Here is a 20,638-nt window from a genome sequence, read left to right on the forward strand (position 1 = left end):
TCAGGGGCGCGGGGAACTGCGCGAGAAGCGGCCACCGGGCCGCAGCCGAAGAACGCTCAAGCACCCACACGGCGACTCACCACCCGATACATCCCGTACAGGCCCACGGAGATGGCCACATTGACGACGGCCACGACACAGGCCCCCGGATAGTCGGACTCCAAGATGGCCTTGCTGTACACGAGCATCGGCAGCGTGGTGACCCCCTTGGCCCCGGTGAACAGCACGATCCCGAACTCGTTGAGGCACATCACCAGCACCAAGGACCCGCCGGCGGCCAGCGCCGGCAGCGCCTCGGGCAGGATCACCTGCCGCACGATCCGCGCGGGCCGCGCCCCCAGCGACGAGGCGACCTCCAGCTGCGCGGTCTCCACCTGCGAGAACGCGGCGAGCAGCGGCCGCATCACGAACGGCGTGAAGTAGGTGATCTCGGCGAGCAGCACGCCCCACGGCGTGGTGAGGAACTGGAAGGGCCCGGTGGCGGCGCCCGTGACGTCCCGCCACAGCCCGTTGGCCATGCCCACCTGCCCGTAGACGAAGAGCAGGGCGAGCGTGATCAGGAAGGACGGGAAGGAGAGGAAGACGTCGATGAACTTGGCGACGGCCTTGCCGCCGGGGAACGGCACGAACGCGATGATCAGCGCGAGCGCGAAGCCGAGGACGAGGCAGCCGACCGTCGAGCCGACGGCCAGCCACACCGTCGTGCCGAGCGCTTCGCGGAAGGCCGTCGAGGCGAAGACGTCGGCGTACGGCTTCAGGGAGGTGCCGCCGGTGTCCGGCTGGAGGGACTGCCGGACGACGAGGAAGAGCGGGTAGAGGAAGACGACGGCGAGGGCGGCGACCGGCGGCAGGGCCCACACCCAGGCGGGCGTCTTCCTGGGCGGCTTCGGCGGCGCCGCGACCGGGACGTCGAGCGTGGCGCTAGTCATCGTCGGCCACCCCCGCGCGGAGCAGCACGGCGTCCTCCGGCGCGAAGTGCACCGTGACCTGTTCGCCGAGCGCGGGCGGCTGCCGCAGTTCGCGCACGTCGGCCTTGACCTGGCGGCCGTCGACGTCGACGTACAGCCGGTGGGTGGAGCCGCGCCACTGCACCTCGGCGACGGTGCCGGTCAGGGCGTTGGGCCCGTCGCCGAGTCCGACGAGGTGCGGGCGGACGCAGAGGGTGGCGGTGGCGCCGGCCGCGACGCCGTCGGTGGGCACCTTGAGTTCGGCCTGACCGAAGGAGACCGCGCCCGAACCGACGCGTACGGGGAGGAGGTTGGCGCCGCCGACGAAGGACGCGGTGAACTCGGTGCGCGGGGTGCGGTACAGCTCCTGCGGGGTGCCGACGTCCTGGAGCCGGGCCTTGTCCATGACGGCGATCCGGTCGGCCAGGGTCAGCGCCTCGACCTGGTCGTGGGTGACGTAGAGGATCGACACGTCCGGCAACTCGCGGTGCAGCCGGGCCAGTTCGGCGAGCATGCCGGAGCGGAGCTGGGCGTCGAGCGCGGACAGCGGTTCGTCGAGGAGGAGCACTCCGGGCCGGATGGCGAGGGCCCGCGCGATGGCGACGCGCTGCTGCTGGCCGCCGGAGAGTTCGCGCGGGTAGCGGCGCGCGTAGGCCGCCATGCCGGTGAGCTCCAGGGCCTCGGCGACCCGCCCGGGTATCTCACCCTTGGGCACCTTCTGCGCGCGCATCCCGAAGGCGACGTTGTCGGCGACGCGCAGGTGCGGGAAGAGCGCGTAGCTCTGCACGACCATGCCGATCCCGCGCCGGTACGGCGGCAGGTCGGTGACGTCGCGCTCGCCGATGAACACCCTTCCCGACGCCAGCCGGACGAACCCGGCGACGGCGCGCAGGGCGGTGGTCTTGCCGGATCCGGACGGCCCGAGGAGGGCCATCACCTCACCGGGCTCGACGGTCAGCTCCAGGGAGTCGAGCACGGTGTTCCCGCCGTACGCGACACAGACCCGGTCGAACCGGATGCCGCTGCGGCCCTGCGTCATCAGGCCTCAACCTCTCTGTCTTCCAGTGCTCTCACGGCGCCCACGCTCCTCAAGGCGGGTGTCCCGGGCCGGTCCACCCGGCAACGGGACGGTGAACGGGCTCCCAAGGTTGGCCTAGACCCGTTACGTTCCCGTTATCGTTCCGCGTCGATTCGGCTCAACGGGCCGAGAGCAAAGGGCAGTTGTCCGCCGCTACCGGTCGTTTCCGCCCAGCCGCGTGGTGAAGGAGAACCGGTCGCCCCGGTACAGCGTCCGCACCCGCTCGGTGGGGTCGCCCCCGGTGTCGTAGGAGACGCGGTGGATCAGCAGCATGGGCAGTGCGGGCGGCGTGCCGATGAGCAGCGCCTCGCGCGGGGTGGCGAGCACCGTCTCGATGCGTTCGTCGGCGGAGCCGAAGTCGATGCCGAGGCGCTCGTGGACGTACGAGTAGAAGGACGAGTCGGGGTCGAAGTCCTGGTCGAGGCGGGGCATCCGGGCCACGGACACATAGGTGGACTCCAGGCCGACCCGCTCGTCGTCGGCGAGCAGCACCCGCTCCATGTGCCAGACGGGCTCACCGCGCTCCAGGCCGATCTCGGGCGCGAGCGCGGGCGGGCACGGAAAGCGGTCGAGGCCGATGAGGGTGCGGCCGGGCCGCCTGCCCTGGCGGCGCACGCCCTCGGTGTACGAGGCCAGGGAGAGCGGCTGCTCCAGTTTGGGTCCGGCGACGACGGTGCCCCGGCCGCGGCGGCGCAGCCGTCCTTCGAGCAGCAGGTCGCGCAGCGCCTGCCGGACGGTCTCGCGCGCGACGCCGTGCCGCACGGCGAGGTCGCGTTCGGTGGGCAGCGCCTCGCCTTCTCCCAACTCGTCGACGAGTGCGCCGAGTTGTGCCTTGACGGCGTAGTACTTGGGGATCCGGCCGTGCTCGGGAATGCCGTCGCGCACGGGGGCGCCGGGGGCCTGGGCGTGCGGGTAGTTCGGGTGGTCCACGCGGGGATGGTCCCAGACGCGGGTGAACGGACCGGGTCGCCGGGTGCGCGAGGGGCCGGTTTCAGCTCCTCGGGAGGCGCAGGCGGCGGGATCCGATGACGAGGGCGCCGCCGCAGGCGAGGAGGGCGCAGGCGGTGGCGCCGAGGCCGAGCAGGGAGGCGTCGCGGCCCGTCTCGGCGAGCTGGTCGGGCAGGGACGGGGACGGGCCCGTCTCCTCGTCGGCGCCGGCGTCGGCGTCGGCGTCGTCGGCGATCGCGAACGGGTAGTCGCCGGACTCCCCCACCCAGTCGCCGTCGTCGCCCCGGCGCTGCACGACGGCGGCGTCGGCGACGACCCGGCCGGGTCGGGTGTCCGCGGTGAAGGCGAGCCGCAGCTGGACGGTCACGGTGCGGCCCGCGCCGACCGGGAAGCCGGGGAAGCCGTCGTCGAGGACGCCGATGTTCTCGTCCTCGTCGGTGTGCTCGAAGGGCACCGGCCGCCAGCGGGTACCGTCGTGGAACTCCAGCCGGATCTGGCGGGGCTTCAGTTTCCGTTCCCGGTCGACGAGGACGAGCACGGGGTGGATGGCGGAGCAGCTGCTGCCGGTGGTGTTGGTGAGGTCGATCGACCAGCGGCGATGGCCGTCGCCGGGGTGGTAGGTGTCGGGCCCCGGGTGGATCCGGGCGTCGACCGGGAAGCGGGTCCCGTCGGCCGCCGCGTCGCAGGAGAGGTCGCGGGAGACCTCGCGGGCGACCGGGGCCCCGCCGTGCGCGGTCGCCGGGGGCGGTCCGGCGAGCGCCAGGGCGGCGGCGGTCGCGGTGATGCCGAGGGCGAGCGGGCGGCGCAGTCGCATGCGGGGCCTTTGCTGGTCCGGGGTCGGGCGGTCGCGGGCACGGCCGACGCCGTGGCGCCCCGCACGCTGCCACGCCCGCCCGGCACGACGGCCGCGCCACGACCGCCCGCGAGCGGATAACCATCAAATAGCCCGCCGAACGGCCCTCTTTCGGCCCAGCGCCCCCTATCGCCCGCCGCCCTAGCGGACCAGCCTGCCGAAGAGGGGGGCGAGGATCAGCTGGGCGGCGCCCTCGACGACGAGGCCGGCGCCGCCGGGTGCCCCGCGCACCGGTATCGGCGCGCACCCGCCGCGCCGTGCCCGCGCCTGAAGCACCGCGCCGACCCCGCCCACGAACCGCTCCTCGGCGCCGAGCACGGTCCGCCCGCCGAGCAGCACGGCGTCGATGTCGAGCAGGCTCACCAGGTTCCCCGCCCCCTCGCCGAGCACCCGCGCGGCCTCGTCCAGGCCTGCATCGGTGCCGCGCGCGACGGCGGCCAGGCACAGCGCCTCGATGCAGCCGCGGTTGCCGCAGTCGCACAGCGGCCCGTCCAGCTGGATCACCTGGTGGCCGAACTCCCCCGCCCCGGTGCGCGCCCCGCGGTACAGCGCGCCGCCCAGGACGAGCCCGGCGCCGAGCCCGGTCCCGAGGTGCAGATAGACGAAGGAGCGCGGGCCGTCCCCACCCGCGCCGAGGGCGAGGCCGAGCGCGGCGGCGTTGGTGTCCTTGTCGACGACGACCGGCAGCCCGAGCCGCTCGGCGAGCGCGTCGCGCAGCGGGAACCCGTCCCACTGCGGGAAGCCGGTGACCCGGTGCAGCACCCCGTCGGTGTGGTCGAGCGGTCCGGGCACGGCGACGCCGACGCCGAGCGCCTGCCCCTGGGCGGCCTCGTCGAGCAGCCGGTCCACCGCGCAGGCCGCGGCGGCGAGGACGGCCTCGGCTCCCGCGCCCAGGTCGAGCGGGACCCGCCGGCTCGCGACGACCGCCCCCGACAGATCGGTCAGGACGGTGTGCAGTTCGTCGCGGTCCAGGTGCAGGCCCACCGCGTGCCCGGCGTCCGCGACCAGCCGCAGCACCGTGCGCGGCTTGCCGCCGGTGGAGGCCCGGCGGCCCGCCTCGACGGCGAGCCCCTCGCCCCGGAGCCGGGCGGTGATCTTGCTGACGGCCTGCGGGGTCAGGCCGGTGCGCTCGGCCAGCTCCAGGCGGCTGATGCCGTGCTCCCCGGCGGTGCGGAGCAGGTCGAGCACGAGCGCGGCGTTGTGCCCGCGCAGGGCGGTCAGGTTCACGCCCGCGGTGGGCTGCGCATGCTGGGCATGCGTGACATGCGTGTTCACCCCGCCATTGTCCCTCCCGCTTGCACTTTGGCAACAGCGTTGTTTAAGTGGGGAGCATGACTGGTACGAGTGCTTCTCTTCGCGTGGGCCTGATCGGCTACGGCCTCGCGGGCTCCGTCTTCCACGCCCCGCTGATCGCCGCGACCGAGGGCCTGACCCTCGACACGGTCGTCACCTCGAACCCGGAGCGGCAGGCGCAGGCCCGCGCCGAGCACGGCGACGGGCTGCGCTTCGTGGCCTCCCCCGACGAGCTGTGGGAGCACGCCGGCGAGCTGGACCTGATCGTCATCGCGTCGCCGAACAAGACGCACGTACCGCTCGCGAAGGCCGCGCTGGAGGCCGGTCTTCCGGTCGTCGTGGACAAGCCGGTGGCGGGCACGGCCGCCGAGGCCCGTGAGCTGGCGGCGCTCGCCGACGAGCGCGGGCTGCTGCTCTCGGTCTTCCAGAACCGCCGCTGGGACAACGACTTCCTGACCCTCCAGTCCCTCCTGAAGGACGGCGAGCTGGGCGACGTGTGGCGGTTCGAGTCGCGCTTCGAGCGCTGGCGCCCGCAGCCCAAGGGCGGCTGGCGCGAGTCCGGGAACCCGGAGGAGATCGGCGGCCTGCTCTACGACCTCGGCAGCCACGTCGTCGACCAGGCCCTGGTGCTGTTCGGCCCGGCCGTCTCGGTCTACGCCGAGTCCGACGTGCGGCGCGCGGGCGCGGAGGCCGACGACGACACGTTCATCGCGATCACGCACGCGAACGGCGTCCGCTCGCACCTCTACGTCTCGGCGACCACGGCCCAGCTCGGCCCGCGCTTCCGCGTCCTCGGCTCGCAGGCGGGCTATGTGAAGTACGGCCTCGACCCGCAGGAGGCGGCCCTGCGCGACGGCAGGCGCCCGGTGGCCGGCGAGCCGTGGGGCGTGGAGTGCGAGTCGATGTGGGGCCGGGTCGGCTCCGGCGAGTCCCCGGCGACCGGCGGCGGCCGCCCGCAGCCGACGGTGGACGGCGACTACCCGGCCTACTACGCGGCCGTCGCCGCCGCCCTGCGCGACGGCGCCCCGAACCCGGTGCCCGCCACCCAGGCGGCGGACGCCCTCGACGTCCTGGAAGCGGCCCGCCGCTCCGCCGACCAGAAGGTGACGGTGACCCTGTGAGCACTCCCTCCACTCCCGACATCCCGGCCCTGGAGGAGCAGGAGCGCCGCCTGGTCCTGGACGGCTTCGACCACGACGCCGCCTGGCGGCTCGGCACTCTGCTGGTGGAGCTGGCCCGTGAGCGCCGGGCGCCGGTCGCGATCGACATCACGCGCTCCGGCCAGCAGCTCTTCCACGCGGCGCTGCCCGGCTCGACGCCGGACAACGACGCGTGGATCGCCCGCAAGCGCCGGGTGGTGGAGCGCTACCAGGTCTCTTCGCTGCTGGTCGGCACCCGTTTCCGGGCCAAGGGCACGACGTTCGAGGACTCGTCCCGCCTGGACCCGGACACGTACGCGGCGCACGGCGGAGCCTTCCCGCTGACCGTGCGGGGCACGGGCGTCGTCGGCACCGTCGTCGTCTCGGGCCTCCCCCAGGTCGAGGACCACGCCCTCGTGGTGGAGGCCCTGAGCCGCTTCATCGACGCGGGCTGACCCCGCGCTTCTTGCGCGTCGCGCCGGCGATCGCCGCGCCCGCCGTCAGGGTGGCCGCGGCGATCCCGCCGAGCACCACGACGCCCCCGGGCGACCCGGTCTCGGCGAGCTCCCCGCCCCCGGTGCCGCCGCTCGAACCCCCGCCGCCCGTCGTGCCGGGGGTGCTTTCGGAGGGGCTGGGAGTCGGAGTCGGGGTCGGTGTGGGAGTTGGGGTCGGTGTGGGAGTCGGCGTGGGGGTCGGCGTCGGCGTGGGGGTCGGAGTAGGCGTTGGAGTCGGCGTGGGCGTAGGAGTGGGTGTAGGTGTCGGCGTAGGAGTCGGCGTCGGGCTGGTGTCGTCGCAGGACGGCAGGTCGCCCACGAACGGGTAGGCGTGGAACTCCTGGCCGCCACCGCCCCCGGCCGACGATGCGTGGGTGAGCGAACCTGCGGTGTAGAACCTGCCGTTGAACCCGGACATGGTCACCGTGGTCGTACTGGCCGGGTTGCCGACCAGGGTGCTGCCGGAGAACTGGGTGGTGCCGGCGAGGGTCACGTCCGTGGCGTCGGGGAAGTTCCACAGCAGCCGGTCGCGGAGTTCGGCGGGGAGCATCGCCTCGTACGTGTTGATCTGGCGCGCGTCCCCGTAGACGTTGACGAGGACGGTGGCGCCGGACGGAATCCCGGCGAACGAGAAGCCCTCCTGGCCGCCGCTCCTGCTGACCAGGTCGAAGTCGACGTCGAAGATCTGGATCGGAGACCGGCCGTCGCCGGTGAAGACGGTGCTGCTGCCGTCGTTCACGGCCGTGCCGGTCGGGGTGCGGCGGTCGCCGCCCACGTACGCGTAGCAGTGGCTGGCGTCCTGCAACTGCTTGCGCAGCGCGGTGTAGGGCGCGACGGCGTCGGCGTCGCGGATGTGGTCGGTCTCGACGGTGCCGGTGAGGGTGCCCGCGTGCCGTACGTCGCCGTGGGCGCTGGCGTCCTCCACGGCGAGGCGCTCGCCGGAGTCGACGGTGACGTTCCCGCCGACGGTGAGGAAGTCGGTGTCGTCGGGGGGCGGGACGCGTGAGCCGACGCCCGCGACGCCCACGTTGTAGATCTGCGAGACCCCGGCGTCCTTGTCCTGGTCGAAGTCGCCGAGCACGACGACCTTGCCCTCCGCCTCGGCGGCCGAGCGCCGGACGAGCATGTCGCCGCCGACGAAGACGTTGATGTTGCTGTCCCGCCCGGTCGGGGCGCCGTTGTTCGGGTCCGGGTAGGTGCCGGGACACTGACTCCCCAGACAGGGCCCGAGCCCGCCCGGCAGCGGATCCGCGACGGCGACCCCGGCGGCACCCCCGACCAGCAGGGCCGCCATGGCGGCCACGGACATGCGCGCGCTGATTTTTCCCATAGACGCACTATGTGAACGCCCCCCGCCCCCAGAAAGCAGCCACGCCCCGAGGCCCCCCGTTCGGGGGCCCCTCGGGGCCCTGGGGACCGCACGAAGTGCGCCCCCCAGGGGCGCGGGGAACTGCGCGAGAAGCCCCACCGGCCGGTACCCGCCAACGCACCCGCACCCGCAACGGCGCACCCGCGATGACCAGCCCCCCGAGCGGAGCGACTAGGCCGGCTTCAGCTCCTGCCGCTGCCTCCCCAGCCCCGAGATCTCCAGCTCCACCACATCCCCGGCCCGCAGATACGGCTTCGGCTCGGGCTGCCCCATGGCGACCCCCGCCGGCGTCCCGGTGTTGATGACGTCACCGGGATACAGGGTCATGAACTGGCTGACGTAGCGCACGACCTCCGCCACGGAGAAGATCTGGTCGGCGGTGCTGCCGTCCTGCTTCAGCTCGCCGTTGACCCACAGCTTCAGGCCGAGCGCCTGCGGGTCGGGGACCTCGTCGGGCGTCACCAGCCACGGCCCGAGCGGGTTGAACGTCTCGCAGTTCTTGCCCTTGTCCCAGGTGCCGCCGCGCTCGATCTGGAACTCGCGCTCGGAGACGTCGTGCGCGACCGCGTACCCGCCGACACAGGCCAGCGCGGCCTCGTGGGACTCGACATAGCGGGCCGTACGTCCGATGACCACGGCCAGCTCCACCTCCCAGTCGGTCTTGGTGGAGCGGCGCGGAACGAGCACCGTGTCGTCCGGGCCGACCACCGTGTCCGCGGCCTTGAAGAAGACGACGGGCTCGGCGGGCGGCTCGGCGCCGGTCTCGGCGGCGTGGTCGTGGTAGTTCAGGCCGATGCACACGACCTTGCCGATCCGGGCCACCGGCGGGCCGACGCGCAGACCCGCGGAGTCAAGGGCGGGCAGCTCTCCGGAGGCGGCGGCGGCCCGCACCCGGTCCAGCGCGGCGTCGTCCGCGAGCAGCGCCCCGTCGACGTCGGGGACGAGTCCCGACAGGTCACGGAGGGTTCCCTCGGCGTCGAGGAGTGCGGGACGCTCGGCTCCGGCGGGTCCGACTCGCAGCAGCTTCATGGTGTAACTCCCTCTGATCTAGGAGGAGCCTCCATGGCAAGGTGCGGCCTCAGCCATCGGAGGTCTGGTCGATCCTCCAAGTTCGGCGTCCAGTCCGCAATACCCCGTTCACGGACTGGACCCGCCCCCTGACTCGGACGCCGCCTCGGACGCCGCCTCAGACGGGGAGCGCCGCGGCGCCCGCGTACGGCATGTCGCGGTAGAGGGCGGCGCGTTCGACGGCGCTCCAGGTCGTCGAGGTGACGATGTACAGCGCGGCGGCGAGCGGCACGTAGGCCACCGAGAACAGGGTCATGAAGGACATCAGCGGCATGAGCTTCGTCATCGCGCCCATGCCCGGCACCTGCGGCTGGTCCGAGGCGGGCGTCGCGGCCGCGGACAGTGCCATCTGCCGCTTCGTGCGCCGGTAGTTGAAGGTGGCCACGGCCGCGACGAGCACGAACAGCGCCACGTACACCAGCCCCTGCGCCCCGAAGAGCCCGCCGTGCGCGAGCGCGTCCTTGAAGCGCCCGCCCAGCGGGGCGGCGCCGAGGGTGTGGCCGAGCAGGGCGTTGGGGTCGCCGCCGATGCTGGTGCTGGAGAACAGGTGGTAGAGCAGGAAGAACGCCGGCATCTGGCACAGCATCGGCAGGCAGCCGGAGAGCGGGGAGACCTTCTCCTCGCGGTGCAGCTCCATGATCGCCTTCTGTAGCGCCTCGGTGTTCTTGCCGTGCTTCTTGCGCAGTTCGGCGATGCGCGGCTGGAGCTTCATGCGGTCGCGCTGGCCCCGGGCGCCGGCCCGCGACAGGGGATGGACGAGGAGCCGTACGAGCGCGGTGAACAGGACGATCGCGGCGGCGGTCGCCGAGGCGTGGAAGAGCGGCTGGAGCAGGGTCGCCAAGTGCTCGACAAGACTGGCGAATACGGACATGAACGACGACATGGGTGAGCCCTCCGGGGGTCTCGTCGTGCCGGAAACAGGAGTGGTTTCGGCGTGACGGACCGCGGGCCCGGCAGGAGGAGCAGCCGGGTCAGCAGGCCGTCGGGACGAGACGTCCGGGCGCTCGGGGTCGGGTGCGCCCCCGTGCGTCGGGGTCGCGCTGCGGCAGGAAGGCCGTGCGGTGCCTGCGGTCCCGCATCGCCGTGCGCACGCTGGTCGGCGGCACGGCGGGCGCGGAGCGCGCGGTGAGCAGGGAGCAGACGGCGAGCGCGGAGCCCGCGGCGGCGGTCGCGGCGAGCGCGACGGCCCCGGCGAGGCTGCCGGTGTCGACGAGGACGGACTCGACGAGGAGGAAGAGCAGCAGCGCGGCCGGGCGCAGCGTCGCGACCCAGGTGCCCGTACGGGACATGCGCCGTCCTCCTCTCCGTCGTTCTCCGCGTATCCGTCGTTCTCCGCGAATCGATGTCCTGCCAGTTATACAGGCTCGGTCACGACCGGCTGAAGAAGGCGCCGGGGTGCGAGCAGGGCGCGGCTGACCGGATCGGCGGGGTCCGGGTCGAGCCCCGCGCCGGGCAGCATCTCGACGTCCTCGAGCGGCACGGGCCCGCCGCAGGTCGCGCACTCCCCGACGATGCCGAGCGGGGTGCCGCACGCGGCGTGCCGGAACTCACGCATCGGCAGGGCCCCGGGAATGCCCCGCCCCCAGGCGCTGAGCGAGCGCAGCACCGGCCACAGTTCGCGCCCGCGCCCGGTGACGACGTACTCGTCGCGCGGCGGGGACTCCTGGTAGCGCCGCTTCTCCAGGATTCCGGCGCCGGTGAGCGCCTGGAGGCGGGAGGCGAGGACGGCGCGCGGGATGCCCAGGTGCACGAGGAAGTCGTTGTAGCGCCGCACGCCGTAGAGGGCGTCGCGCACGACGAGCAGCGTCCAGCGCTCGCCGACGATCTCCAGCGCGCGGGCGATGGAGCACTCCTGGGTCACGTAGTCCTTGCCGAGAGCCATGCCCCCACTCTGCCATTTCCCGATCCCAGGTTCAATGAACGAACCAACCGTGCTACGTTCATCGGGCACCATCAGTTCATTCACTGAACCCACCTCTGGATGGCGACCCATGTCCCAGCCCGTCCGCACGGCACCGGCTCCCGCCCCCGCCCTCGCCCACCCCGCGGCGCCGGAACCACGCCCGGCCGCCACCCTCGCCGTGACCAGCGCGGCGACCGCGGTGGCCCTGATGACGTACACCGCGCCGATGGTCACGCTCGGCGACACGGCCGCGTCCCTGCACACCGGCCTCTCCGCGCAGGCCTGGCTCCTGAACGGCACCCCGCTCGGCCTCGCCGCGCTGCTCCTGGTCGCGGGCAGCCTGGCCGACGACTACGGGCGCCGCCGCGCGTTCCTCCTCGGCACCTTCGCGCTCGGCCTGACGACGGCACTGGGCGCGCTGGCCCCGACCACCCTGCTGTTCACCCTCGCCCGGATCGCACAGGGCGCGGCGTCGGCGGCGATCCTGGCCGCGAGCCTGGGCCTGCTGGTGCACGCCTTCCCGACCCTGTCCGGGCGGATCCGGGCCACCGGAGTGTGGGGCGCGTTCGTCAGCGGCGGCATCGCGCTCGGCCCGGTCGTGTCGGGTTACGTGTCCCAGGTCGCCGACTGGCGCTGGGCGTACGGCACGCTCGCCGTGGCGGCCCTGCTGGTCGCCGCGCTGGCGCCGCGCTCACTCACCGAGTCGCGCTCGCCCCGGGGCGGCCGCCCCGACCTGCCCGGCGCCCTCACGCTCGGCCTCGCGCTGGCCGCGCTCCTCGCCGCGCTGACGCTCGGCCGCGACGGCTGGCTGCGCGCGCCGGTCGGTGTTCTCCTCGCCTCGGCGGTCGCCCTCCTGACGGCCTTCGTCGTCGTGGAACGCCGCGGCGCCACCCCGATGCTGGACCTGTCGCTGCTGCGCCGCCCGCTCTTCCTCGCCTCCACGGCCGGCGCGTTCTTCACCGGTCTGTCCGTCATCGCGCTCTTCAGCTACGTTCCGACGCTGGTCCAGCGCACGATGGCGGTGACCCCGATGGGCACGGCGGGCCTGTTCGTCATCTGGTCCGGCGCGGGCTTCGTGGTGGCCCTCCAGGCGCGGCGCCTCGCCGGCCGGGTCTCCCCGCGGCATCAACTGGCCGTCGGTTTCGCCCTGCACGCGCTGGCCGTGCTGACCCTGCTGGGCGCGGCGGGCTCCGGCCACTGGACCCGGCTGCTCCCTGGCCTGCTCATCTCGGGCATCGGCAGCGGCCTGCTCAACGCCGCGCTGCCCCTCCTGGCCGTGGAGTCCGTCCCGGCCGGCCGCGCCGCGATGGGCTCCGGCGCCAACAACACGGCTCGGTACATCGGTTCGGCGGCCGGCGTGTCCCTGATGATCGCGCTCGCCACGTCTTCCGGAACCTCGCCCCACGCCCTGTCCGAGGGCATGAACACGGCACTGATCGTCTCGGCCGCCCTGGCGGTGGTGGCGGCGACCCTGCTCCTGACCTTGCGGGAACGTCGTTCCAGCGCGGCTTGAGTGTGGCTGGCCGCGCAGTTCCCCGCGCCCCTGAGATGCGCACTGCGTGCGCCATCTCATCGGGGAAGGGTGCGCGCAGCGCAAGCCTTCAGGGGCGCGGGGAACTGCGCGAGAAGCGGCCACCGGCCGTCAGCCGACAACGAAAAGAGCAGCGCGAAGCGCACGCTCCAGGGGCGCGGGGAACTGCGCGAGCAACCACGACGAGAGCCGCGCATGACGGACGGCCCAGGGGCGCGGGGAACTGCGCGAGAAGCGGCCACCGGCCCGCAGATGGCGACGAACCCCGTAGGGCAGACGCGGATCTTTCAGGGGCGCGAGGAACTGCGCGAGAAGCCCCACCGGCCCGCGGACGAAGGACGACCCAAAGCGCCCCCACCCCCACCGGACGGTCACCCGACCACCGGATCCCGGGCCAGCACCTCCCGGTCCAGCCGCTCATCCCGATCAGCCGGACGCGCGTACGTCACCAAGAGCGTGACCCCAAGATTCAGCGCGAGAGCCACGATCCCGGCATTCACCCCCCACACAGGATCCCGCCCACTGAACACCAGCCCACAGACAACCCCCACCCCCACCACAACCCCACTCAACGCCCCCACCAGACTCAACCGCCGCCACACCAACCCCACCAACAACATCGGCACCAACTGCGCCATCCCCTCATACGAAATGAGAGACAGCCGCACCAAGGTGTTCGGCGCCGAGTACGTCAGCACCAGCGCCAGCCCCCCGGCCACGACGACCACCACCTGCGACCACGTCTTCTGCGCCTGCGACGACTCCCGCCACCGCGGCACGAGCGAGAACACGCTGCTCCCCCACATCGTGCCGATGACCAGCATGAACACAGCCATCGGCACGATCGACGACAGCGCGGCCGCGACCCCGATGATCCCGACGGCCCAGGCCGGCAGCGAGTCGACGACCAGCTTGAACAGCGCCAGATTGGAGTCGGCCCCGGTCAGCCCCGGCACCACGAACAGCGCCGCCATCCCGAGCAGCATCGGCACGAACAGCAGCACGTTGTAGGCGGGCAGCCAGATGGCGTTGCGCCGCAGCCCGTCGGCACTGCGCGCGCCCAGATACCCGGCGACGGTGGTCGGGAAGATGACGACGGTCAGCGCGTTCAGGAAGGTCGTCGTGGCGAACCACGCCTCCCCGTAGGGCGACCCGCCACTGCCCGGCAGGGTCAGCCACGCGCTCTTCTCGTCGACGAGCCGCCCGAGGAAGTCCCCGTACCCGTCGAAGTAGTGCACGGGAACGTACAGCGCGAGGAACGCCAGCGTGACGATGACGAGCAGGTCCTTGAGGACGGACACCCACGCACTGCCCCGCAGCCCGCTCACGACCACGAAGACCGTCGTGACGGCGAAGCCGATGAAATAGGCCCAGTTGAGGCTGATGGCACCGTAGGAGATCGTGGAGACGACGACCCCCATGCCCGTGATCTGCAACTGGATGTAGGGCAGCAGGAAGACCGTCACGAGCACGGCGACGGCGGCGCCCACCCACGGCCGCCCGAACCGGTGGGCGACCATGTCGGTGATGGACACGAGCCCGTGCTGTCGCGCGTAGGCCCACAGCATCGGCCCGACGACGTACCCGACGGCGTATCCGCAGGACATGTAGGCGACGACGTACAGGACGGGCGCGCCGAAGTTGTACCCCCACCCGGCGGCCCCGAGATAGCTGAAGCTGGTGTACCCCTCCCCCGCCATCAGCACCCAGATGAACACGGCCCCGAGCGAGCGCCCGCCCACCGACCACTCGGCGAGCCCGCCGCCCCCGCCCCGGCCCCGGACGGCGAGCAGCCCGAGGGCGACGGTGGCGACCATGAAGACGCCGAAGAGGGTGGTGGCGACGGCACCGTCACTCATCGGCGGGCCTCCCGCATCCTGCGGTCCCCGCGCCAGGTGAGCCACACGGCGACGGGCGTGAGCAGGGTCGCGGCGAGCAGCCACACGAACAGGAACGGCAGCCCGAGCACCACGGGTTCGACGCGGTTCACGAACGGAAGCGCGCCGATGTACAGCACGAAGGGCACGAGGAGCCAGAGCAGATGAGGCCGTTTGATCACGGAGAGGGAGCCTATCGGGGCGTCATCCGGCTCAGCTTCCCCCACACCACGAGCCGGTACCGCGAGGTGAACTCGGGGGTGCAGGTGGTGAGGGTGAGGTAGTACCCGGGCTGCTTGTACCCGGCGGACGGCACGACCCGGCTGCGCGGCACGGGAGCGATCACGCCCCCGTCGGACGCCGACGTCTGCGCGAGCGTCCTGTCGACGACGTACGTGTACGTGGCGCTCTTCGTCTGTACGAGGACGGTGTCGCCGCGGCGCAGCCGGTTGATGTAGCGGAACGGTTCCCCGTGCGTGTTGCGGTGCCCGGCCAGCGCGAAGTTCCCGGCGCCGCCGGGCTGGGCGGTGCCCGGGTAGTGGCCGACGTAGCCGTGGTTGAGGACGTTCGGCTTGCTGATCCCCTGCGCGACGGGCGCCCGCAGGCCGAGGCGCGGGATGGAGATGATCGCGTACGCCTGGTCGTAGTCCGGTCGCGGAGCGGCGGCCACGGCTCCGCGACCGGACGGCTGCCCCGCGTCGCCACCGCTCACCGAGGGATCGTCACCGCCCCCGCCGGTCGCCGGCGCGGAGGTGTCCCCAGTGTCCCCAGCCGGGTCCGAGGGCTCCTGTCCCTCTCCCCGCTCCTGCCCCCACTGCCGTTCCAGGGAGTGCACCTTCCGCTCGGCCCCGGCCCTGGCCTCCCGGTTCGTCCACCACAGCTGGTGCACGACGAGCAGCAGCAGGATCAGCCCGAAGGTGACGGCGATCTCGGCGCCGCTCCACAGGACGCGGGCGGCCACCGGCCGGTCGCGGCGCCCCTGCGCCATGACCTGGGGCCTGCTGTCCGTACGCGTACGTTGCGGCACGCGCGCAAGATAGATCGCGGCGCTCCAACTATCCAGAGCCAAGGCCCGATTGGGCCGTCCGCCCCTAGGGTGACGCCCGTGACCACCATCTGGCTCCTGGCCCTGCTGCCCTTCTCCGCCGGACTCGCCCTGACCGTGACGTCCGGTGTCCAGCTCGTGACGGAGACCCTGCGCCGCACGACGGGCACGGTGGTCGACGCGACGGTCACCGGCCACACGGCGTCGCGCGAGGCCACGTACGCGACCCTGCACCCGGTGGTGTCCTGGACGGCCGCCGACGGCACGGCGCACGAGGCGGCCCTGCCCGACGCCTCCGGCGCCCACGCCATCCCGGAGGGCGCACGGGTCCGTGTCCGCTTCGACCCCTCGCACCCGGAGCTGGCCGCGCTGGAGACGGACTCCCGGTACCGCAGTTGCGTCCGCGGCCTGTACCTCGGCACCTTTCTGTGGGCCGGAACACTGATCGTGGTGGTCTGGCGCCTGGCCCACGTCGTGAACGGCCTGCGTCCGCGCTACTGAGGCCGCCGGTCCCGGGGGCGCCGGTCTCGAGGCCGCCGGTCCCGAGGCCCCCGCGGCGGAGGGCGCTCCCCGGCCGCGGGGCACTCCCAGGCCGCGGGGGCGCTCCCCGGCCGCGGGGCGGCCGCCCACCGCACCCGATCCGAACGGTCCGCCCTGCGGATTCCGGCAGTACGGTGTCCCTCATGCGCCCCGACACGCCTGCCACGCCCGCCGAGAACGACCGTGCCGACCACGTAGCGGAAGCCGAGCGTCTGGAACGCACGGCGGACATGTATCCCGAGGACGCGGAGCCGCTGCTCCTCCAGGCCGCGGCCCACTACGAACTGGCCGACGACCGCGAGCGCGCCACGACGCTCTACGACGGCCTGCTCGCCGCGCCGGACGTCCACGACCCGTCCCTGATCCGCGCCCTCAAGGCGGCGAACCTGTGGGAGTACGGCCACGAGGCGGAGGCCAACGCCATCATCACGGGCCTGCGCACCACCGCTCCGCGCACCCCGGCGCCGTGGGTCATCATCGCGGAGTCCCTGGAGCAGCACGACGAGCTGGAGCAGGCCCACGAGACGTTCACCGAGGCGCTGGAACTCCTCGTCCCGGCGTCGGAGCGGGAATCGGGCGTCCCCCTCGCCAAGCACCCCCTCCTCCTGGGCCGGCACCGCGTCCGCCGCCTCCTGGGCACCCCGCACGACGAGTGGGACGCCCTCGCCGACCAGGCCAACCGCACCCCGGTCTCCCTCGACGAACTCCACGACCCCAAGCGCCTGTGGTCCCTCGGCTCGGAGAACCCGGCAGAACTCCAGGCCGAAATCTCCCGCCTCCGCGCCGAGTTGGGCACCTACCGCGAGGCGCTGTCGCGCCCGTTCCCGGTGGCCGTCCTGCACTGGCCGTCGACGGAGTACGCGGAGCTGATCGCGGCGTACCCGGGCCTCTCCGCCGAATACCCCTCCTACGAGGCGCACTTGACGTCGATAGAGGGTTCGCTGCGAGAACTGTCGGCGTCCGGCACCGCCAACCTCGGCATCGTCACGGGCACGGTCCCGTCCTACGAGGCCTTCGCGGCATCGGAAGCCTCCTCCCCGAACGACGCCTCGCTGCTCCCGCAGTACGCGACAACGCTGGCGGCGCGGGGGCGGGCGGTTGCTTGGCCTCCGGCGCAGGATGCCCCTTGTTGGTGTGGGTCGGGGGCGGCTTATGGGGCTTGTCACGGGGAGCCGTCGCAGGCCTGACCGCTCGACCTTGCCGCTGCACGCACTCGGCGAGTTCCCGGGACCTGGTCCCTAGCGTTCCGGGACAGCCGCCCTCTCTGGTGCCACCAGCGTCAGCCGTAGACAACGTTCAAGGACCACGCAGCTAACTCCCGAACAGGAGCGAGTTGTCTGTTGCCCTTGATACAACATTCTCGGCGATCGCAACGGTGAGAGGGACCTTCCATGTACCCAGAGTTGTCTGATAGTTCGGGGCCCATCGTCGGGCTGTACGAGACTCTGATTACGCGACGGCTACGGCAGCGCGTGCAGGAGATGGAAGCCCTCGGCTGGAAGGCCATCGAAAGCGACGTCAGCGAGGAGTCGTCGCCCCACGTACTGGCGAGACACGTGAGCGGGATCGTTCGACGCGTCCTTCAGGACTTGCCCATCGAAGAGCAGGTCGTTGCCGCCAACACGATCCTCGAGTCGCTCGCCACAGTTAAGGGCGCTCGCGAGTGGATTGACACCGTCGTGGACGGCCCTCGGCAACTCCTCGCGCTGGCTGAACAAGAGGCCCCTGGCGTCTACGCCATACGTCCGGCCACGCCTCTCTCTGACGCAGGGCTTATCACCAACTCGCCGGACGACCCGAGCCTTGGTTTTGAGCTGCGAGCCGAGTTGGCTACCGCCGACCGCATCGACCTCTTGTGCGCCTTCGTCAAATGGCACGGTTTGCGTGTCATCGAGAAGTCTTTGGAAGCCGCTCGCGAGCGAGGCGTACCCATTCGTGTCCTGACGACGACCTACATCGGGGCCACCGACCGAGCTGCTCTAGACCGCCTTGTGCAGGAATTCAATGCCGAGGTCAAGGTCAACTACGAGACACGATCAACGCGACTCCACGCGAAGGCATGGCTGTTCCACCGGAACACTGGATATAACACGGCGTACGTCGGCAGCTCCAACCTGTCCAAGGCAGCTCTCCTCGACGGCCTCGAATGGAACGTGCGGCTGTCTACCGTCGCCACCCCAGACATCATGCGGAAGTTCGGCGCGACCTTCGACGCCTACTGGAGCGACCCATCCTTTGAGCTGTACGCGCCTGAAGTGGACGGCACCCGTCTCGACGAAGCCCTCCTCATCGCCGGGGGTAGGTCGTCGAAGGACTCCGCCGAGCGGAGGATCACGCTTTCCGGGCTCGAAGTGCGCCCCTACGCCCACCAGCGCGACATGTTGGAGCGCTTGGAAGTCGAGCGTGAGGTCCATGACCGGCACAAGAACCTCTTGGTCGCCGCTACAGGAACGGGCAAGACGGTCATGGCAGCGCTCGACTACAAGCAGCTACGCAAGAAACATGGCCGCGACCTTCGGCTGCTCTTCGTGGCTCATCGCAAGGAGATCCTTCAGCAGTCGATGCGTACGTACCAAGATGTTCTGGTCGACGGCAACTTCGGCGAGGACCTGCATAGCGGCGAGATCCCCGAGCGCTGGACCCATGTGTTCGCCAGCGTGCAGTCGCTCACCGCACGCACGCTAGAGCGATTGGACCCCGGCCACTTCGACGTTATCGTGATCGACGAATTTCATCACGGCACAGCTCCCACCTATCGAAAGCTCATCGAGCACTTCACCCCGATGGAATTGCTTGGCCTGACCGCTACGCCCGAGAGATCAGATGGAAAGAACATCCAGGACGAATTCTTCGATGGCCGCATCGCGGCGGAGATGCGTCTATGGGAGGCTCTGGAGAACGACCTCCTAAGCCCGTTCCACTACTTCGGAATCAGCGACAACACAGACTTGAGTTCTGTGACTTGGAAACGCGGCCGCTATGACGATGCCGGGTTGAGCAAGGTGATGACGGGTAACCATGCGCGCGCTCGACTCATCATCAAGAGGGTCCAGGAAAAAATCGCAGACCCGGGATCTATGCGGGCGTTGGGATTCTGCGTATCGGTAGCGCATGCCGAGTTCATGGCAGATTACTTCCGTTCCGCTGGCCTCAACGCAGTTGCCCTGTCCGGGGAAACCCCGTCCGAAGTTCGCAGGAGGGCACTGGACGACCTGAAGACCGGTGACCTACAGGTCATCTTCTCCGTGGACCTCCTCAATGAGGGCTTGGACATCCCAGACGTGGATACGCTGCTATTTCTCCGCCCCACGTCAAGCGCGACAGTATTCCTTCAGCAGCTCGGCCGCGGCCTCCGACGCAGCGAGGACAAGGCGGTGCTGACGGTGCTCGACTTCATTGGTCAGCACCGCAAGGAGTTCCGCTTCGAGAACCAGTTCAGAGCACTCACCAACCTTACCCGCAAGCGCCTGCTCGACCACATCGAACTGGAGTTTCCGCAGCTTCCCTCCGGTTGCCAGATCCTTCTAGAGGAGAAGGCCAAGCACACAATCATCGACAACATCAAGGCACAAATCGGAGTGAACGTCACCGCGCTCGCTCGCGAGGTAGCCGACTACGGTGAAACAGATCTCGCCAAGTACCTCTATGAAAGCGGCCGCGAACTGAAGGAGCTCTACCGCGGTAACGGAAACTCCTGGACTGGAATTCTGCGTCGCTCTGGCCTCCTCAAGGGGGACGCCCCGGAGGGGGAAGCTGCGCTCCTCAAACGAGTGCCCGCTTTCCTTCACGTCGATGACCCGCTGCGCGTCGCCGCGTACTCACGGCTTTTGGAGGACGACGCTCCCTCGTATGACGAGTTGGACGAACAAGGGCAGGCCTACGCTCGGATGCTCTTCTTCCAGCTCTGGCCGCTCGGCGGCGAGACACGCAAGGGCTTCACCTCCTACGACGCAGGTTTCGCAACGCTGCGGAACCAAGACGCGACACGGAGCGAACTGCGGCAGGTACTCGCTTACAACCTCGCTCACACCGAGCATGTGCCCATCCCCCTGCTAGGTGACCACACCGGGGTACCCCTCACAGTGCACGCCTCATACAGCCGAGAGGAGATCCTTCCCGCGCTCGGCCAGTCGTACATTGGCGGCTTTATGCCCGGCGATTTCCGTGAAGGCGTGAGATGGTGCGATTCCCTCAAGACTGACGCCCTCTTGATCACGAGAGAGAAAGACGAGAAGGACTTCTCTCCGCAAACTCGTTATCACGACTACGCGTTGACAACAAGACGCGTTCACTGGGAGTCCCAGAACCAGATTTCCGCCTCCTCAGCAACTGGCCAGCGCTACCAAAACCATGTGACGCAAGGAAGCCACGTCCTGCTCTTCATTCGCCGATACAAGAAGACAGACATCGGCGGCCCACAGCCATGGATGTTGCTCGGGCCAGCCGCCCATGTGGACCACACAGGGAGTAACCCCATCGCGATCACCTGGGAGTTGAAGCACGAAATCCCGGCTGACGTGTGGACCTACGCAGCGATCGCGTCGAGTTAGAAG

19 protein-coding genes are annotated in these 20,638 nt (G+C 71.0%); 6 read left to right on the top strand and 13 right to left on the bottom strand.

All coding sequences use genetic code 11. The features are described from left to right. Nucleotides 1-56 precede the first annotated feature (56 nt). The 5 genes from ABZ930_RS23045 to ABZ930_RS23065 form a co-directional block, all read right to left on the bottom strand. Entirely contained in the window at nucleotides 57-929 is an 873-nt protein-coding gene (locus ABZ930_RS23045) for a 2-aminoethylphosphonate ABC transporter permease subunit (RefSeq protein ID WP_361550609.1), read from the bottom strand. Further along, complete coding sequence (locus tag ABZ930_RS23050) at nucleotides 922-1,986, bottom strand: ABC transporter ATP-binding protein (protein WP_361550611.1); 1,065 nt, start codon at nucleotides 1,984-1,986, stop codon at nucleotides 922-924. The genes ABZ930_RS23045 and ABZ930_RS23050 overlap by 8 nt, the downstream gene beginning before the upstream one ends. Before the next feature lie 192 nt (nucleotides 1,987-2,178). Next, nucleotides 2,179-2,955: a GntR family transcriptional regulator gene (locus ABZ930_RS23055; RefSeq protein WP_361550613.1), complete on the bottom strand. Its 777-nt coding sequence runs from the start codon at nucleotides 2,953-2,955 to the stop codon at nucleotides 2,179-2,181. 61 nt (nucleotides 2,956-3,016) lie between these two features. Then, nucleotides 3,017-3,787 (bottom strand): hypothetical protein, encoded by a 771-nt coding sequence (locus ABZ930_RS23060; protein WP_361550615.1) that lies wholly within the window; start codon nucleotides 3,785-3,787, stop codon nucleotides 3,017-3,019. A gap of 180 nt (nucleotides 3,788-3,967) precedes the next feature. After that, complete coding sequence (locus tag ABZ930_RS23065) at nucleotides 3,968-5,101, bottom strand: ROK family transcriptional regulator (protein ID WP_361550617.1); 1,134 nt, start codon at nucleotides 5,099-5,101, stop codon at nucleotides 3,968-3,970. Nucleotides 5,102-5,157: 56 nt separating this feature from the next. On the opposite strand from ABZ930_RS23065, the gene ABZ930_RS23070 reads away from it, so the two are divergent. Both ABZ930_RS23070 and ABZ930_RS23075 read left to right on the top strand, forming a co-directional pair. Continuing rightward, nucleotides 5,158-6,240, top strand: a complete 1,083-nt coding sequence (locus ABZ930_RS23070; protein WP_361550619.1) for a Gfo/Idh/MocA family oxidoreductase — start codon at nucleotides 5,158-5,160, stop codon at nucleotides 6,238-6,240. After that, a complete protein-coding gene (locus ABZ930_RS23075) occupies nucleotides 6,237-6,713 on the top strand; it encodes a heme-degrading domain-containing protein (protein ID WP_361550621.1) in 477 nt (158 codons plus the stop codon). The genes ABZ930_RS23070 and ABZ930_RS23075 overlap by 4 nt, the downstream gene beginning before the upstream one ends. Here the strand turns inward: ABZ930_RS23075 and ABZ930_RS23080 are convergent. From ABZ930_RS23080 to ABZ930_RS23100, 5 genes are all read right to left on the bottom strand, one after another. Beyond that, nucleotides 6,697-8,082: a choice-of-anchor A family protein gene (locus tag ABZ930_RS23080; protein WP_361550623.1), complete on the bottom strand. Its 1,386-nt coding sequence runs from the start codon at nucleotides 8,080-8,082 to the stop codon at nucleotides 6,697-6,699. The genes ABZ930_RS23075 and ABZ930_RS23080 overlap by 17 nt on opposite strands. A gap of 210 nt (nucleotides 8,083-8,292) precedes the next feature. Further along, on the bottom strand, nucleotides 8,293-9,150 hold the full coding sequence (locus ABZ930_RS23085) for a fumarylacetoacetate hydrolase family protein (protein ID WP_361550625.1): 858 nt from the start codon (nucleotides 9,148-9,150) through the stop codon (nucleotides 8,293-8,295). Nucleotides 9,151-9,307: 157 nt separating this feature from the next. After that, nucleotides 9,308-10,072, bottom strand: a complete 765-nt coding sequence (locus ABZ930_RS23090; RefSeq protein ID WP_361550627.1) for a YidC/Oxa1 family membrane protein insertase — start codon at nucleotides 10,070-10,072, stop codon at nucleotides 9,308-9,310. A gap of 88 nt (nucleotides 10,073-10,160) precedes the next feature. Then, nucleotides 10,161-10,478: a DUF6412 domain-containing protein gene (locus ABZ930_RS23095; protein WP_361550629.1), complete on the bottom strand. Its 318-nt coding sequence runs from the start codon at nucleotides 10,476-10,478 to the stop codon at nucleotides 10,161-10,163. 65 nt (nucleotides 10,479-10,543) lie between these two features. Continuing rightward, nucleotides 10,544-11,071: a helix-turn-helix domain-containing protein gene (locus ABZ930_RS23100; protein WP_361550631.1), complete on the bottom strand. Its 528-nt coding sequence runs from the start codon at nucleotides 11,069-11,071 to the stop codon at nucleotides 10,544-10,546. Nucleotides 11,072-11,180: 109 nt separating this feature from the next. Here ABZ930_RS23100 and ABZ930_RS23105 point away from each other — a divergent pair, with 109 nt between their 5' ends. Continuing rightward, the gene (locus tag ABZ930_RS23105) at nucleotides 11,181-12,605 is read left to right on the top strand and encodes an MFS transporter (RefSeq protein WP_361550633.1); all 1,425 of its coding nucleotides are present in this window, start codon (nucleotides 11,181-11,183) and stop codon (nucleotides 12,603-12,605) included. A 389-nt stretch (nucleotides 12,606-12,994) separates the two neighbouring features. Here ABZ930_RS23105 and ABZ930_RS23110 read toward each other — a convergent pair whose 3' ends face one another. Genes ABZ930_RS23110 through ABZ930_RS23120 form a run of 3 tightly spaced genes read right to left on the bottom strand, consistent with a single transcriptional unit; the run spans nucleotide 12,995 to nucleotide 15,488 of the window. Then, complete coding sequence (locus ABZ930_RS23110) at nucleotides 12,995-14,482, bottom strand: sodium:solute symporter family protein (protein ID WP_361550635.1); 1,488 nt, start codon at nucleotides 14,480-14,482, stop codon at nucleotides 12,995-12,997. Then, nucleotides 14,479-14,682, bottom strand: a complete 204-nt coding sequence (locus ABZ930_RS23115) for a DUF3311 domain-containing protein (protein WP_361550637.1) — start codon at nucleotides 14,680-14,682, stop codon at nucleotides 14,479-14,481. Before ABZ930_RS23115 ends, ABZ930_RS23110 begins: the two co-directional genes overlap by 4 nt. An 11-nt stretch (nucleotides 14,683-14,693) precedes the next feature. Next, the gene (locus ABZ930_RS23120; RefSeq protein WP_361550783.1) at nucleotides 14,694-15,488 is read right to left on the bottom strand and encodes a class E sortase; all 795 of its coding nucleotides are present in this window, start codon (nucleotides 15,486-15,488) and stop codon (nucleotides 14,694-14,696) included. A gap of 117 nt (nucleotides 15,489-15,605) precedes the next feature. Between ABZ930_RS23120 and ABZ930_RS23125 the strand changes: the two genes are divergently transcribed. The 3 genes from ABZ930_RS23125 (at nucleotide 15,606) to ABZ930_RS23135 (ending at nucleotide 20,635) form a co-directional block, all read left to right on the top strand. Further along, complete coding sequence (locus tag ABZ930_RS23125) at nucleotides 15,606-16,046, top strand: DUF3592 domain-containing protein (RefSeq protein ID WP_361550639.1); 441 nt, start codon at nucleotides 15,606-15,608, stop codon at nucleotides 16,044-16,046. A 182-nt stretch (nucleotides 16,047-16,228) separates the two neighbouring features. Further along, complete coding sequence (locus ABZ930_RS23130) at nucleotides 16,229-17,272, top strand: SEC-C domain-containing protein (RefSeq protein ID WP_361550641.1); 1,044 nt, start codon at nucleotides 16,229-16,231, stop codon at nucleotides 17,270-17,272. Nucleotides 17,273-17,476: 204 nt separating this feature from the next. Next, nucleotides 17,477-20,635, top strand: a complete 3,159-nt coding sequence (locus tag ABZ930_RS23135; RefSeq protein ID WP_361550643.1) for a DUF3427 domain-containing protein — start codon at nucleotides 17,477-17,479, stop codon at nucleotides 20,633-20,635. Nucleotides 20,636-20,638: the final 3 nt, after the last annotated feature.

The organism is Streptomyces sp. NPDC046716 (assembly GCF_040645755.1).
Lineage (GTDB): Bacteria > Actinomycetota > Actinomycetes > Streptomycetales > Streptomycetaceae > Streptomyces.

What these genes read in the sequence shown, in the direction of transcription:
- ABZ930_RS23045 (WP_361550609.1), bottom strand. Translation starts at nt 929, where the DNA reads ATGACTAGCGCCACGCTCGACGTCCCGGTCGCGGCGCCGCCGAAGCCG.
- ABZ930_RS23050 (WP_361550611.1), bottom strand. Translation starts at nt 1,986, where the DNA reads ATGACGCAGGGCCGCAGCGGCATCCGGTTCGACCGGGTCTGTGTCGCG.
- ABZ930_RS23060 (WP_361550615.1), bottom strand. Translation starts at nt 3,787, where the DNA reads ATGCGACTGCGCCGCCCGCTCGCCCTCGGCATCACCGCGACCGCCGCC.
- ABZ930_RS23070 (WP_361550619.1), top strand. Translation starts at nt 5,158, where the DNA reads ATGACTGGTACGAGTGCTTCTCTTCGCGTGGGCCTGATCGGCTACGGC.
- ABZ930_RS23080 (WP_361550623.1), bottom strand. Translation starts at nt 8,082, where the DNA reads ATGGGAAAAATCAGCGCGCGCATGTCCGTGGCCGCCATGGCGGCCCTG.
- ABZ930_RS23085 (WP_361550625.1), bottom strand. Translation starts at nt 9,150, where the DNA reads ATGAAGCTGCTGCGAGTCGGACCCGCCGGAGCCGAGCGTCCCGCACTC.
- ABZ930_RS23090 (WP_361550627.1), bottom strand. Translation starts at nt 10,072, where the DNA reads ATGTCGTCGTTCATGTCCGTATTCGCCAGTCTTGTCGAGCACTTGGCG.
- ABZ930_RS23095 (WP_361550629.1), bottom strand. Translation starts at nt 10,478, where the DNA reads ATGTCCCGTACGGGCACCTGGGTCGCGACGCTGCGCCCGGCCGCGCTG.
- ABZ930_RS23100 (WP_361550631.1), bottom strand. Translation starts at nt 11,071, where the DNA reads ATGGCTCTCGGCAAGGACTACGTGACCCAGGAGTGCTCCATCGCCCGC.
- ABZ930_RS23105 (WP_361550633.1), top strand. Translation starts at nt 11,181, where the DNA reads ATGTCCCAGCCCGTCCGCACGGCACCGGCTCCCGCCCCCGCCCTCGCC.
- ABZ930_RS23110 (WP_361550635.1), bottom strand. Translation starts at nt 14,482, where the DNA reads ATGAGTGACGGTGCCGTCGCCACCACCCTCTTCGGCGTCTTCATGGTC.
- ABZ930_RS23120 (WP_361550783.1), bottom strand. Translation starts at nt 15,488, where the DNA reads ATGGCGCAGGGGCGCCGCGACCGGCCGGTGGCCGCCCGCGTCCTGTGG.
- ABZ930_RS23130 (WP_361550641.1), top strand. Translation starts at nt 16,229, where the DNA reads ATGCGCCCCGACACGCCTGCCACGCCCGCCGAGAACGACCGTGCCGAC.
- ABZ930_RS23135 (WP_361550643.1), top strand. Translation starts at nt 17,477, where the DNA reads ATGTACCCAGAGTTGTCTGATAGTTCGGGGCCCATCGTCGGGCTGTAC.